The organism is Hespellia stercorisuis DSM 15480, assembly GCF_900142165.1.
Taxonomy (GTDB): Bacteria; Bacillota; Clostridia; order Lachnospirales; family Lachnospiraceae; genus Hespellia; species Hespellia stercorisuis.
Map to the genome: position 1 here is coordinate 1 of NZ_FQZY01000032.1, position 14,054 is coordinate 14,054.

The following is a 14,054-nucleotide window of genomic DNA, read 5'->3' on the forward strand; positions in this document are numbered from 1 at the left end:
AAGCAGACAATAAAAAATACATCTTCAGGGCTACTGGAAAGTTTTCGCGGACTGACAGTAACGAATGAAGATGTATCCTACATTTTTAAGTACACAACAATGTACTTGGAATAACAAGGTTATTTTAGCACAGGTGGTGGTTAAATGAAAGACGAAATAACTGAATAATCCACATTTTTTTAGGATTGGCTTCGTGGACCCATACGAAGTGCATAACAAAAGGCGTTAACAAGGAAAATGTGGATAAAGTGCTAAAAAACATACACAGTAGATGAGGGATAGACACAATTAAATTTATTCCTCAACGCTGGCAGAAATAAAGTTGGCTTTACTTTATACAAGGATAATGGTATAATGTATCGAACAAAAATGATTAATTGGAGGAAGTAGTATGAGAACATATCTAGTGACAGGCGGAGCTGGTTTTATTGGATCAAATTATATTCATTATATGTTTAAAAAATATAATGAAGAAATCCGCATTATTAATGTAGATAAATTGACTTACGCAGGAAACCTTGAAAATCTTAAAAGTGTGGAAAACCGAGATAACTATACATTTGTGAAAGCAGATATCTGCGATGCGGATGCTATCAATAAAATATTTGAGGAGAATGACATTGACCGTGTTGTTCATTTTGCGGCAGAAAGCCACGTTGACAGAAGCATCAAGAATCCAGAAGTATTTGTAAAGACGAATGTTCTTGGAACTCTGGTTATGCTCAACGCTGCGAAGTCAGCATGGGAATTGGAGGATGGATCTTTCAAGGAAGGAAAGAAATTCCTGCACGTCTCTACAGACGAGGTATATGGTTCATTGGAAGAAGAGGGAGAATACTTCTATGAGACCACGCCGTATGATCCACACAGTCCGTATTCTGCAAGCAAGGCCTCTTCGGATTTTCTTGTGAAATCCTACATGGATACATATAAATTCCCGGCCAATATTACAAACTGCAGCAACAACTACGGCCCATATCAGTTCCCGGAGAAACTGATTCCACTGATTATCAACAACGCACTTCAGGGAAAGAAGCTCCCGGTGTACGGAGACGGGAAAAACGTCCGCGATTGGCTGTATGTTGAAGACCACGCAAAGGGAATCGACATGGTACAGGAGCAGGGACGTCTGTTTGAAACCTACAACATTGGCGGTCACAACGAGAAACAGAATATTCAGATCATCGAGATCATCATTGACACGCTGCAGGAGATGCTCCCGGACGAAGATCCGAGGAAAAAACTGGTCAGCAGAGATCTTATCACATATGTGGAGGACAGAAAAGGCCACGACAGAAGATATGCAATCGCGCCGGACAAGATCAAAAAAGAGATTGGTTGGGTGCCGGATACATGCTTTGCTGATGGAATCAAGCTGACAATTGCATGGTTCTTTGAACACGAGGATTGGATGAAGCGTGTAACCAGCGGAGATTACCAGAAATATTACGAAGAAATGTATAAATAAGAACATGAAAACAGCAGTGTCGGAAGATACTGCTGTTTAACTGAGTTAAAGGTGCCTTTTTTCAAAGTATCCGGGAGGAAAAACAGTGAATTACAGAATAGAGAAGTGTTTTGTGTATGGAGTATTGCACCCGAGTGTTTATATGCAGGGCTGGATTGATGGGAAAATTACAAAAATCGCAATTCGAAAGAATGATAAGACCATTTATGAAGAAAACTTTGCAGAACAGAGAACCGTAAAATCCTTTCTGATTAATCAGGCATTGGGTGAAAACGGGACATTTGAAGTATACTTATATAAGAAAAGATATAAAAAAATGATGACGATACATACCAATGTACTCTCACGCCTTGCAAGAAAAATGAGAAAAAATGATGAGTCAGAGACTTCCGTTTCAGACGGAGTGGAAAGTCATACATTTAATATCAATGACAAAGAGAAGTATCTTTCCTGGCTGGAAGGCAAAGAAACATTCCATGATGCGGAGGATTATGCATATCAGCCGAAGATATCGCTGATAATTCCGGTATATAATGTTGAACGGAATCTGTTGGAGGAGTGTCTGGACTCCATACTGAATCAGACTTATCAGAATTTTGAAATCTGCATCGCGGATGACAATTCCGGAAAACAGGAGACGCTGGATACCCTGCGGGAATACGAAAAGCGTGATGAGAGAATCAAAGTGGTCTATAGAAAAGAGAACGGACACATTTCCAAGGCGACAGACTCGGCACTGGAACTGGTGACCGGAGAGTTCATCGGTCTGATCGACAACGATGATATGCTGGATCAGCATGCGTTGAATGAAGTCGTGTATGCGCTCAATGAGCAGAAGGATCTGGATTTCATTTACACGGACGAAGATAAGATCGGTCTGGACGGCAAGCGTGAATTTCCGCACTTTAAGTCAGATTTTGCATTGGAAACACTGTATGGGGAAAACTATATCTGCCATTTCAGCGTGATTCGAAAGACGATAATCGACAAGATCGGCGGTTTCCGGGAAGGCTATGAGGGCGCCCAGGACTTTGATCTGTTTTTACGTGTTGTCAATGAGACGAAGAAGATACACCACATTCCGAAGCTGTTATACCGTTGGCGTATGATTCCAGGTTCCACCGCAGTGACGGCAGACAGCAAGGGTTATGCGGCAGAGGCAGGAAAGAGAGCACTGGAGGATTATTTCCGTGTACGGAATGAAAAAGTGGATGTGAAGATCGCGCTGAACACGTTTTATTGCTGCCAGTTTCCGGTCGAGGACAGCTGCAGTACAGAAGTTGTTATTTTTGATGCGGGACGAATGGACGATCTGCGGGACTGCATCGAAGATTTTCAGGAGAATCTGGAGGATGCACCGTGCAGCGTTGTTATCCTGACTGAACGAAACAAAGTCGATACCGAAAAAGCATTGGAGAAGCTGTCAATTCCGCTTACGGTTATCTGTGGTGAAAAACGACAGTGGATCAAAAAGCTGAATGAACATCTGGCAGAAAGTGCAGCGGACTGTATTCTGTTTCTGGATGAGAATACACGTGTGCTGAGTGACTCCTGGCTCAGAGAATCGCAGGGGTATGCACTGCATGAGACTCTGGGTGTCGTAGGCGGGAAGGTGCTTGACGTCTCCGAACAGGTCTGCGAATCCGGTGTTGTTCTGACCCCGCAGGGAAAACTGCTGCCGGCCAATGTGCGTGAGGCAAGAAACAGCTACGGTTTATATGGAAGACTAATGGTTCCGTATAACTATAGTATGATCAATAACAAATGCTTTATGGTATCCCGCGAGAAGTACCTGCAGGTCGGGGGCATGGAAGAACAATTGGCCTGGGAGGCTTCGTTATATGAACTTTCGCTTCGGATGCTGGACGCAGGTTACAGAAATTTATTTACACCACAGCTGGAATGTCTGTGCTACACAAGCAGGAACACCATTGATCTTGAGGATGCTGACCGCATCTTTATGTGGAAAAAATGGAAAAAATACTTTGAGCATGATGCGTTTTATAATAGCAACTTCTCGGACGAAGTGCCTTTTGAACTGGAAACAAAGGCTTAGAGTTGTATTCGCATTGGCAAAATGATATAATTGACAGCGATAAGCAGGACAATGGGAGGATGAGTGTATCATAACCCCGGAGCAGCAGTGCGGATGGGGTACATCCGTGTTGACTAAAAGTATACATAGGAGGTTTATTCGATGAAAGGTATTATATTAGCAGGTGGTTCAGGAACCAGATTATATCCGTTGACAAAAGCAGTATCCAAGCAGATCATGCCGGTGTATGACAAGCCGATGATTTATTATCCGCTGTCCACGCTGATGCTGGCGGGGATCAGAGAGGTTTTGATCATCTCTACTCCGAGAGATCTGCCGGTATTTGAAGAACTGTTCGGCAACGGCGATGATCTGGGAATGAGATTTGAGTATAAAGTACAGGAGAGCCCGAGAGGACTTGCCGACGCTTTTATCATCGGAGAAGAGTTTATCGGGGATGACAGCGTTGCGCTTGTATTGGGGGACAATATTTTCTATGGACAGAGTTTCTCGAAGGTGCTGAAGAAAGCGGCGGAGAGAGAAGACGGTGCGACAATTTTCGGTTATTATGTCAGAGACCCGAGAGAGTACGGTGTGGTAGAATTTGACGAGAACGGAAAGGCACTGTCCATCGAGGAAAAGCCGGAGCATCCGAAATCAAATTATGCGGTACCCGGATTGTATTTTTATGACAATGATGTGGTGGAGATTGCGAAGAATGTGAAACCTTCCGCGCGCGGTGAGATTGAGATCACCAGCATCAACAATGAATATTTGAACAGGGGAACTCTGCAGGTAGAGACACTCGGCCGCGGATTTGCATGGTTGGATACAGGGAATCATGATATGCTTTTGGATGCGGCAGACTTTGTGTGTGCTTTCCAGAAACGGCAGGGACTGTACATTTCCTGCATCGAAGAGATCGCTTACAAGAGAGGCTTTATCGATAAGGCACAGCTGGAGAAGCTTGCACAGCCGCTGCTGAAAACAGATTACGGAAAATACCTCATGGAGATTGTCGAAGGTTTATAGACGAGAACGTATAGCGCTGGAATCCGGAAACGGAACGGTCAGCGAAAAGAAGTCAAGAACAGGAAATTTAGAAAGGGAAAAGCAATGGGAAAAATAACAGTAGAAACATGTGAGATAGAGGGTCTGAAGATTATCACACCGTCCGTATTCGGCGACGAAAGAGGATACTTCATGGAGACTTACAATAAAAATGATTATGTCGCAGCGGGAATTGACATGGAGTTCGTGCAGGACAACCAGTCAAGCTCATCCAAAGGGGTGCTGAGAGGACTGCATTTCCAGATTAATTACCCACAGGACAAATTGGTGCGTGTTGTGAGTGGAGAGGTATTTGACGTTGCGGTAGACCTCAGAGAGGGTTCGGACACGTACGGAAAATGGTTCGGTGTAACGCTTTCTGCTGAGAACAAGAAACAGTTCTTTATTCCGAAGAATTTTGCACATGGCTTTGTCGTATTATCAGAGACTGCTGAGTTCGCATACAAATGCACAGATTTCTATCATCCGAACGATGAGGGCGGACTTGCGTGGAATGATCCGGATATAGGCGTTGAGTGGCCGATACCGGAGGATATGAAACTAACCATCTCTGAGAAGGATCAGAAGTGGAGCGGAATCAAAGAATTTCACAGATAGGTGGAGGTAGTACGTGTCAGCATATATACAGAATTTTAAAAGGTTTCAGCCACTGCTGCAGGAGCTGGTATCCCGGGATATTAAAATCAAATACAGACGTTCCGTACTGGGGGTTTTATGGACTTTACTAAACCCTCTTTTCATGATGATCGTGCTGTCTGTTGTCTTCTCGAATTTGTTTAAATATAACATGGACAATTTCCCTCTCTACGTAATGAGCGGGCAGGTTATATTTAACTTCTACTCCGATGCGACGACGAGTTCGATGTCTTCGATTATTGGAAGTGCATCTCTGATCAAAAAGATTTATGTGCCCAAATACCTGTTTGTTATATCACGGGTTTTTTCAAGCTTTATTAATCTGATGGCTTCGTTTACGGCATTTATACTGGTTATGATCGTTCTTCGGACAGAATTGCACTGGACCATGTTTCTTGTGCCGATACCGCTCTTTATGCTTGTGGTCTTTTCACTTGGAATCGGCCTGATTTTATCGGCAATCACCGTGAAGTTCAGAGATATCATGCACTTATACTCCGTATTCATCACAGCGTTGATGTATCTGACTCCGGTAATCTACCCGATGTCACTTCTTCCGGGACTGGTGAGGGTGGTGGTACAGATTAACCCGATCACCAATTATCTTCAGATGTTCCGTGATGTGATGCTGTATAACAACCTGCCGAGTGTCCAGGGGATTCTCCTGGGGCTGGCGGAGGCCGCAATTGCGATGGTTGTCGGACTGTATGTATTTTATAAAAATCAGGATGGATTTATTCTGAACTTGTAGGAGGAATCGATGGAAAAAAAGATAATGATAAAAGTAGATAATGTTTCCATGAGATTCAATCTTTCATCAGAAAAGTTTGACAGCTTCAAGGAATACGTTATCAAGACATTAAAAAAACAGGTATCAGTGGAGGAGTTCTGGGCACTGCAGGATGTCTCCTTTGAATTGCGTGAGGGGGAGGCACTGGGACTGATCGGATTGAACGGAAGTGGAAAAAGTACGATGCTCAAAACCATAGCCGGTGTGCTCAAGCCCACAAAGGGAAGTGTGTCAGTGAATGGCTCAGTCGCTCCACTGATTGAACTGGGGGCTGGATTCGATATGGATCTGACCGCTGCGGAGAATGTATATCTCAATGGTGCACTGCTTGGCTATCCAAGAAAAGAGATGGAAAAGCATTACAATGATATTGTGGAATTTTCGGAACTGCATGATTTTATGAATGTTCCGGTAAAGAATTTTTCGTCAGGAATGGTATCCAGACTTGCATTTGCAATCTCGACCATTGGAACACCGGATATACTGATTGTAGATGAGGTGCTGTCGGTCGGTGATTTCCGGTTTCAGGAAAAATGCGAACAGCGTATACAGGCGATGATAGACAAAGGGACGACAATTCTGTTTGTCTCCCACAGTATCCAGCAGGTAAGACGAATCTGCAATAAAATTGTATGGCTGGACCACGGACACATGAAACGCTGGGGCGATGCGGATGAAATCTGCGATGAATATGAGCGCTCGTAATTGAGGTATGATGATGAAAAAAAAGATTAAGATAGTAATTGGAATAGTAATTGCATTGGCTGTCTGCTTTCTGTATGCACACATTGAAAAAAATAATGTAATTTACGACAGAACCGTGGATGACAGTGAATATAAGCAGACCGGTGTGATAGAGTCGGGAAACCTCAATCAGTCTTTTGTGTGTAAGGAAGACCTGCTGAAGGGTGTTAATGTGAAGTGTGTCATAGTCGGCGACGTATCGAATGTCAAGATTGCCTACAAGCTGGTCAATACCGGCACAGGTGAAGAATACACCGGCACAGTGGACGCAAAAAAGCTGAAAAACAACAAATATTACGAGTTTGGTATGGAACAGATATCCGGATGTGAGAATCAGGAGTTCGAATTTATTCTCGAGGAAAAGGGTGCAACAGCTGAGAACGGAATATCATTCTATATCACGCCGCAGTCAGAAAAGAACACGGTATTGAACGTAAAAGGAAATCCGACAGAAGGAACTGTGATTATGAAAACAGTGAGCTATAGATTTGACGTGGAGACTTTTGTTGTCCTTTTTGCATGTGTGGCATTTATAGCCGGCTTCATGAGAATGCTGTACGGATTGTTCAATAAGTAATTTACAGGGAGGTTGGATATGCAAAACAGGTTCGAAATAATGAAATACCGATACAGAATAGGAGAGCCTGATGTTCTGCTTATTCAGGGCTGGTTTCAGGAAAATACAGTGAATGATTCGATTTTGGAGGTCTATCTGGATCAGAGAAGACTCACGGCAGTGCTGGAGTCGCAGTCCGGAGTGGATATTCAGAAGAGAAAGCACAGCAGAGAAAGAAAAATTGATACAGAATACTGGCTTAGGATTACACTTCCCGCGGAGTATAAAGCAGGCAGTAAGCTATATGTGTATCAGAAAGATAATGAGCAGAATGTGAAAATTGCAGCCATACCGATCGGAAGAATTGAGAAGCTGCATAGTGATTTTGATGATTACGTGGATCTGATCACGTGCCATGAAGATACGGTTTTGATTCAGGGATGGATTGCTTCAAGAGAAGCAGTGCAGCTGCAGGTGCTCGATGAACAGAAAAATCAATTAAAGTCGGAGACGGTATACAAGGTCAGAAAAGATGTGCTCCAGGATTTCCCGGAGCTGAAAAGCGCAGACATCACCGGATTTGAGATTCGCATTCCGGAATGTAGAAATAAAAAGGTATATCTTGCAGCGAAGATCGGAGAAAAGAAATACAGCAGAATCTGCAGAATTGACCGGACGAAAGCCGAAAGAATTGTCGGAAAGGTTCAGAAAGCAGTGCAGAAAGGCGGCCTGAGTATTTCGCAGAATGGTCTTGGTACGACATGCGCCAGAATGAAGAAACGTCTGCTGGAGAATCGAACCAGCGAGTATGAGATCTGGCTGCAGAAACACCTGCCGACAGCAGAGGAACTGGAGGAACAGAGACGGACACAGTTTGCGTACCAGCCTAAGATCAGTATCGTCATTCCACTGTACAAAACACCGATCAAGTATCTGGATGCACTTATCCATTCTGTGATCGATCAAACCTATCCCGACTGGGAGTTATGCTTATCGGACGGAAGTGGTGAACATTCACCCCTTCAGGGACACCTTGCAAAATGGCAGAAAAAGGATTCCAGAATCAGAGTCGTGTATTCCGGAAAACCGATGCAGATATCGGAGAACACAAATTGTGCACTGGAAATAGCGACGGGAGACTATGTCGCATTTGCGGATCACGATGATCTGCTGGAACCGAATGCCCTGTTTGAAAATGTTTCTGTCATTAACCGGCATGAGGATGCAGATGTGATTTACAGCGATGAGGATAAGACCACGATGAACGGCAGGGAGCATTTTGATGCGCATTTCAAGCCGGATTATAATGTGGATCTTCTGAATACCGTCAATTATTTCTGCCACTTTCTGGTGGTAAAAAGAGAGATTGCAGACAGAGTCGGACCTTTGGATTCCAGGTATGACGGTGCCCAGGATTATGACTTTGTCCTTCGGTGCACAGAAGCTACAAAAAATATTTACCATATTCCCAAGATTATTTACCACTGGCGTGCACACAAGGATTCCACAGCAGGAGATCCGGCGAGTAAACTTTATGCATTTGAGGCAGGAGCAAAGGCGATTCAGGCGCATTACGACCGGGTCGGTGTGGATGCGGCTGTTTACCAGACGGATATATTCGGAAATTACCGGTCGGAATATCATCTGAAGAACACGCCGCTGATTTCGATTATTATTCCCAATAAAGATCATGTGGAAGAATTAAAAAAATGTATAGACTCGATTGAAGAAAAGTCAAAATACCTGAATCGGGAATACGTTATCGTCGAGAATAACAGTGAAAATCCGGAGACATTTGCCTATTATGAGAGCTTGAAAAGAGAGAAAGAGAATGTCACAGTGCTCACATGGGACGGGACATTCAACTATTCGGCAATCAACAATTATGGCGCGGGGCAGGCTGCCGGAGACTATTATCTGTTTCTGAACAATGATACAGAGATGATTTCGGAAAATGGTCTGGAGGAACTGCTGGGCCGCTGTATGCGTGAGGATGTCGGAGTCGTGGGTGCACGGCTTTACTATGAAGACCGGACAATTCAGCATGCGGGAGTTGTAATTGGTCTTGGTGGTGTCGCGGGGCATGTGTTTGTCGATTTCAGAGATGACACACCGGGATATTTTTCAAGAATTGTGTGCGCACAGGAGTACAGCGCGGTGACGGCCGCCTGCATGATGGTCTCAAAAGAGGTGTTTGAGCAGGTGCAGGGGTTTGATGAGAAGCTTGCAGTCGCATACAATGATATCGATTTTTGTCTGCGCGTCGGCGCGGCGGGAAAACGGGTGGTCTACAATCCGTTTGCGGAGTTTTACCATTATGAATCGAAATCCAGAGGGGCGGACGATACTGTGGAAAATAAAGCCAGATTTGAACAGGAAGAGTCATATTTCCTGGATAGATGGAAGAACCTGATTGAGCAGGGAGATCCATACTACAATCCGAATCTGACACTGATATATGGAGATTATGGTCTCAGACTTGCAGAAGACTAGAAAGGTAAGATAGAATGGATAATAAGTTCGTAGTTACAAATTGCAGATTCCATACCAAGGATGACAATACGCTTTTGATTCAGGGATGGTTTGAAAAAAATGACATCGGAGAGACGAAAGTTTTGGTCTGCTTTGATAAGAAGAAGGTCAATTTCAGACTGGAGGAAATCAGAATTACGGGAGTCCCGGTGGTGACGCCGGATAATTTCGTGATTAGTAAAAGATACTGCATCTGGATTAGAATGCCAAAAGGATGGAGTAATGCAAAGTCTATGCAGATTCTGAATTTTAATGACGGAGTTGGAAAAAAAGTTTTTGAAATATCAGTTGTGAAACTGCTGAAGCAGCAGAAGAAGATGAGTAAGTTTATTGAGGACGGAGAGCTGACGGGAGATGGATATTCTGTAAGTGGCTGGTGTGTGAGCGGAGCAGATAAAAAAATACAGGTCTTTGATGAACAAGGCAATGAACAGAAAATCACAGTGGAACATGTGAAAAGGGAGGACGTAATCGCACTTTTCCCAGAGAACAGCGAGGATGAAATTCTGGGATTCAAGGCGGTTCATGTGGGCAGTGTGCCGAAAAAAGTCAGGGTTCATCTTGAGACCGCCGGAAAAACAGATGATTTCGAGGTGACGCTCCGGCCTTCAGTGATGGATAAGGGCATGAAAAAAATGTCGAAGTATACCGACAAGATCGTCAGCTATTACACACAGTTTGGAGTGAAAAAGACATTCCGCAGAGTGTGGGAAAAAGTGACCAGACCGGACAGGGTATCCTACAGAGTATGGTACAGTGACCACAAGGCGACTCAGGAGAAGCTGGCAGAGCAGAGAGAAGCAGTCTTTGATTATATGCCTAAAATCTCCATCGTGGTTCCGCTGTATAAGACACCGGAAAAATATCTTGATGAGATGGTGAAGTCGGTGCAGAACCAGTCCTATTCTAATTGGGAATTGTGTCTTTCCGACGGCAGCGGTGAAAATTCTTCACTCACGGGAAAGCTGAAGCAGTATGAGAAAAGTGACAGCCGGATCAAGGTGGTCTACGGAACACACAGCATGCATATTTCAGAAAACACGAATGAGGCATTAAAAACGGCCACTGGAGATTTCATTGCTTTCGGAGACCACGACGATATTCTGGAGCCGAACGCTTTTTATGAGTGCGTAAATGCAATGAATGAAGACCGGACGATCGATGTACTGTATACAGATGAAGACAAGGTAAGCATGAACGGCAAGAAGCATTTTATGCCGCATTTTAAATCGGATTTCAATCTGGATATGCTGTGCAGCGTCAATTACATCTGCCACCTGTTTATGGTTCGCCGCGATATTTTCGAGAGAGTTGGAATGTTGAATCCGGAATTTGATGGAGCACAGGACTATGATTTTGTCCTGCGTTCGGTTGAGATTGCGAAAAATATCAAACACGTCCCGCAGATTTTATATTCATGGAGAAGCCACAAAAATTCTACAGCGGAGAATCCGGAGAGCAAGCGGTATGCTTTTGAAGCGGGGATGCGGGCCGTTCAGGCACATTACGACCGGATCGGGCTGAAGGCAAAAGTCTCAGAAACGTCATGGAATGGGATTTACCGTACAAGGATACTGCTGCAGTCACAGCCGCTGGTATCTATCATCATTCCGAATATGGATCATACCGATGATTTGGACAAATGTATCCAGGCCATAGAACAGCGTGCCACGTATAAAAATGTTGAGTATATTATTATAGAAAATAACAGTACAAAAAAAGAGACATTTGATTATTATGAAAAATTGCAGCAGGAAAATAAAAAGGCAAAGGTCGTATTCTGGGAAGGCAAAGAATTTAACTATTCGGCAATCAATAATTATGGTGTCAGTCATGCATCGGGAGAGTATTTCCTGCTCCTGAATAATGATACGGAAATCATAAGCAAGCACTGCATCGAGGAGCTGCTTGGTTATTGTATGAGACCGGAGGTCGGAGCAGTCGGTGCAAGACTGTTCTACGCAGATGACACAATCCAGCACGCCGGTGTATTACTGGGACTGGGCGGAATTGCCGGACATCCGTTCGTTGGATATAAAAAGAGTGATCCGGGATACTTTGGAAGAATTGTGATGAGTCAGGACTGCACTGCAGTGACCGCTGCCTGCATGATGGTGAAGAAAAGTGTCTTCGAAGAGGTTTCCGGATTGAATGAAGAACTTGCTGTGGCATTTAATGATGTGGACTTCTGTCTGCGCATAAGAAGTGCCGGTTATCTGATCGTGTATAATCCGTATGCGACTTTGCATCACTATGAGTCTAAGTCCAGAGGATACGAGGATACGGATGAGAAAGTCAAGCGATTCCATAGCGAGATGCTGAAGTTCAGCACAACATGGGCAAAGGAACTGGCTGACGGCGATCCGTATTATAATCCGAATCTTTCACTGAGCAGAACGGATTATATGTTGAAAAATAAGTAAGATCAAGGAAGCGCGTATTGCGCGGAACAATTAGTGTATTGTGGGGGACTCTGTATGGGACCCGATATCAGATAAAAATGTCTGTGAATGCTTTTGACAGGATTCACGGACATTTTTTATATCATAGGAAACTCTTTGTTCTATAAACGGGAAAATGGCAATTCATAAGTGGCAATTCAAAAATATAAAAGTTGCAACATATTCTATTATTTTATATAATGAAGAGACAGATAGCGAAAAAATAAAGAAGAGGTATATAATTATGAAAGTATTAGTGACAGGAGCAAAAGGCCAATTGGGAACCGACGTCATGAATGAGCTTGCAAAGCGTGGCTATGAGGGCATTGGAGTTGACGTGGAGGAGATGGACATTACGGATGCTGCAAAAGTAAAAGAAGTGATTACCGCTGCAGGAGTCGATGCAGTAATTCACTGTGCAGCATATACCGCGGTCGATGCGGCGGAGGACAATGTGGAACTGTGCCGAAAGATCAATGCGGAGGGGACGGTAAACATCGCAAAGGTCTGCGGAGATCTGGATATTAAATTAATGTATATCAGTACGGATTATGTGTTTAATGGACAGGGAACACGTCCGTGGGAGCCGGATGACAAGAGAGAGCCGCTGAATGTTTACGGACAGACGAAGTATGAGGGAGAACTGGCAGTTGAGAAGTATGCCAAAAAGTTCTTTACGGTGCGAATCGCCTGGGTGTTTGGTGTAAATGGGAAAAACTTTATCAAAACAATGCTGCAGCTGGCAGAGAATCACGATGCACTGACGGTTGTGGACGATCAGGTGGGATCGCCGACTTATACGTATGATCTGGCTGTTCTGCTGGTTGATATGATCTCGTCAGATAAGTATGGAAGATATCATGCGACAAATGAGGGGATGATCTCCTGGTATGAATTTGCTGTTGAGATATTCAGACAGGCGGGAATTGAGATGAAGGTGACACCGGTATCCAGCGAGATGTACCCGGCAAAAGCGAAAAGACCGAGCAACAGCCGCATGAGCAAGGACAAGCTTGAGGAGAATGGATTTAACCGTTTACCGTTATGGCAGGATGCGTTGAAAAGGTATCTTGAGATAATTAAATAGCTGTATCTGTGATTGTCAAAGGGGAGAAGATGATTATGAGACAAAAATTAGGGGTACTTCTTGTCGTTACGGCATTGATAGTGGGGATGGCCGCGTGTGGGCAGGAGTCAAAAGAAGTGAAAGAAAAAACATCAGAGAATCAGGAAGAGACCACGGCACAAAAAGAAGAGACTACAAAGCAAAAGGAAGACGAACAGCCACCGGCGACAGAAGAGAACGCAGCGCAAACGGAAGAGCAGGAGCCTGCGACAGAGCAAGAGCCTTCGGCAGGAGAGACAACAAAGATAACGGTATATTACAGCAATCAGGATGCGACAGATTTTGAAAAAGCAGATGTGGATATTGCGGAGTTGTCACCGGAGGCTGTGCTGTCTGAACTAATCGGGAAAGGCGCTCTACCGGCGGATGTCTCCGTAAATAAATTCGAAGAGACCGTTGTCGATGGAAAAAAATCGATCGAATTGGATTTGTCCGGAAAATATGCCACGTACATCACAGGACAGGGGACTGCCGGTGAGTGGATTTCCATTGGCAGCATATGCAATACTTTTTTAAAGGCGTATGGCTGCGAACGGATACATATTACGGTTGACGGCGGCATGTTGAAAACAGGGCATGCAGAGTATCCAGGGTATTTGTCTGAATTTGTTCCTTCATAAGGAGGGGTGAGTGGATTTAGAAGATCCGGTTTACC

Annotated in this window: 11 protein-coding genes; all 11 read left to right on the forward strand. The window is 44.1% G+C overall.

What is annotated here, in order from left to right:
- Positions 1-391 precede the first annotated feature (391 nt).
- The 11 genes from rfbB to BUB85_RS11555 all read left to right on the forward strand — a co-directional run bounded on the left by rfbB (position 392) and on the right by BUB85_RS11555 (position 14,019).
- Positions 392-1,468, forward strand: a complete 1,077-nt coding sequence (gene rfbB / locus BUB85_RS11505; RefSeq protein WP_073110548.1) for a dTDP-glucose 4,6-dehydratase — start codon at positions 392-394, stop codon at positions 1,466-1,468.
- Positions 1,469-1,553: 85 nt separating this feature from the next.
- A complete protein-coding gene (locus BUB85_RS11510; protein ID WP_073110552.1) occupies positions 1,554-3,524 on the forward strand; it encodes a glycosyltransferase family 2 protein in 1,971 nt (656 codons plus the stop codon).
- Between the two features lie 141 nt (positions 3,525-3,665).
- Entirely contained in the window at positions 3,666-4,535 is an 870-nt protein-coding gene (gene rfbA / locus BUB85_RS11515; protein ID WP_073110557.1) for a glucose-1-phosphate thymidylyltransferase RfbA, read from the forward strand.
- Between the two features lie 84 nt (positions 4,536-4,619).
- The gene (rfbC, locus tag BUB85_RS11520; protein ID WP_073110561.1) at positions 4,620-5,171 is read left to right on the forward strand and encodes a dTDP-4-dehydrorhamnose 3,5-epimerase; all 552 of its coding nucleotides are present in this window, start codon (positions 4,620-4,622) and stop codon (positions 5,169-5,171) included.
- A gap of 13 nt (positions 5,172-5,184) precedes the next feature.
- Entirely contained in the window at positions 5,185-5,961 is a 777-nt protein-coding gene (locus tag BUB85_RS11525; protein ID WP_073110565.1) for an ABC transporter permease, read from the forward strand.
- A gap of 9 nt (positions 5,962-5,970) precedes the next feature.
- The gene (locus BUB85_RS11530; protein WP_073110568.1) at positions 5,971-6,705 is read left to right on the forward strand and encodes an ABC transporter ATP-binding protein; all 735 of its coding nucleotides are present in this window, start codon (positions 5,971-5,973) and stop codon (positions 6,703-6,705) included.
- 7 nt (positions 6,706-6,712) lie between these two features.
- Entirely contained in the window at positions 6,713-7,321 is a 609-nt protein-coding gene (locus tag BUB85_RS11535; RefSeq protein ID WP_143160705.1) for a hypothetical protein, read from the forward strand.
- An 18-nt stretch (positions 7,322-7,339) separates the two neighbouring features.
- Entirely contained in the window at positions 7,340-9,793 is a 2,454-nt protein-coding gene (locus tag BUB85_RS11540) for a glycosyltransferase family 2 protein (RefSeq protein ID WP_073110572.1), read from the forward strand.
- 14 nt (positions 9,794-9,807) lie between these two features.
- On the forward strand, positions 9,808-12,255 hold the full coding sequence (locus BUB85_RS11545) for a glycosyltransferase family 2 protein (protein ID WP_073110574.1): 2,448 nt from the start codon (positions 9,808-9,810) through the stop codon (positions 12,253-12,255).
- A 262-nt stretch (positions 12,256-12,517) separates the two neighbouring features.
- Entirely contained in the window at positions 12,518-13,360 is an 843-nt protein-coding gene (gene rfbD / locus BUB85_RS11550) for a dTDP-4-dehydrorhamnose reductase (protein WP_073110576.1), read from the forward strand.
- Positions 13,361-13,395: 35 nt separating this feature from the next.
- Complete coding sequence (locus tag BUB85_RS11555) at positions 13,396-14,019, forward strand: GerMN domain-containing protein (RefSeq protein ID WP_073110578.1); 624 nt, start codon at positions 13,396-13,398, stop codon at positions 14,017-14,019.
- Positions 14,020-14,054 lie beyond the last annotated feature (35 nt).

Excerpts from the sequence above, each read along its gene's own strand:
- rfbB (WP_073110548.1), top strand. The coding sequence starts at position 392 with ATGAGAACATATCTAGTGACAGGCGGAGCTGGTTTTATTGGATCAAAT.
- rfbA (WP_073110557.1), top strand. The coding sequence starts at position 3,666 with ATGAAAGGTATTATATTAGCAGGTGGTTCAGGAACCAGATTATATCCG.
- rfbC (WP_073110561.1), top strand. The coding sequence starts at position 4,620 with ATGGGAAAAATAACAGTAGAAACATGTGAGATAGAGGGTCTGAAGATT.
- BUB85_RS11530 (WP_073110568.1), top strand. The coding sequence starts at position 5,971 with ATGGAAAAAAAGATAATGATAAAAGTAGATAATGTTTCCATGAGATTC.
- BUB85_RS11535 (WP_143160705.1), top strand. The coding sequence starts at position 6,713 with ATGATGATGAAAAAAAAGATTAAGATAGTAATTGGAATAGTAATTGCA.
- BUB85_RS11540 (WP_073110572.1), top strand. The coding sequence starts at position 7,340 with ATGCAAAACAGGTTCGAAATAATGAAATACCGATACAGAATAGGAGAG.
- BUB85_RS11545 (WP_073110574.1), top strand. The coding sequence starts at position 9,808 with ATGGATAATAAGTTCGTAGTTACAAATTGCAGATTCCATACCAAGGAT.
- rfbD (WP_073110576.1), top strand. The coding sequence starts at position 12,518 with ATGAAAGTATTAGTGACAGGAGCAAAAGGCCAATTGGGAACCGACGTC.
- BUB85_RS11555 (WP_073110578.1), top strand. The coding sequence starts at position 13,396 with ATGAGACAAAAATTAGGGGTACTTCTTGTCGTTACGGCATTGATAGTG.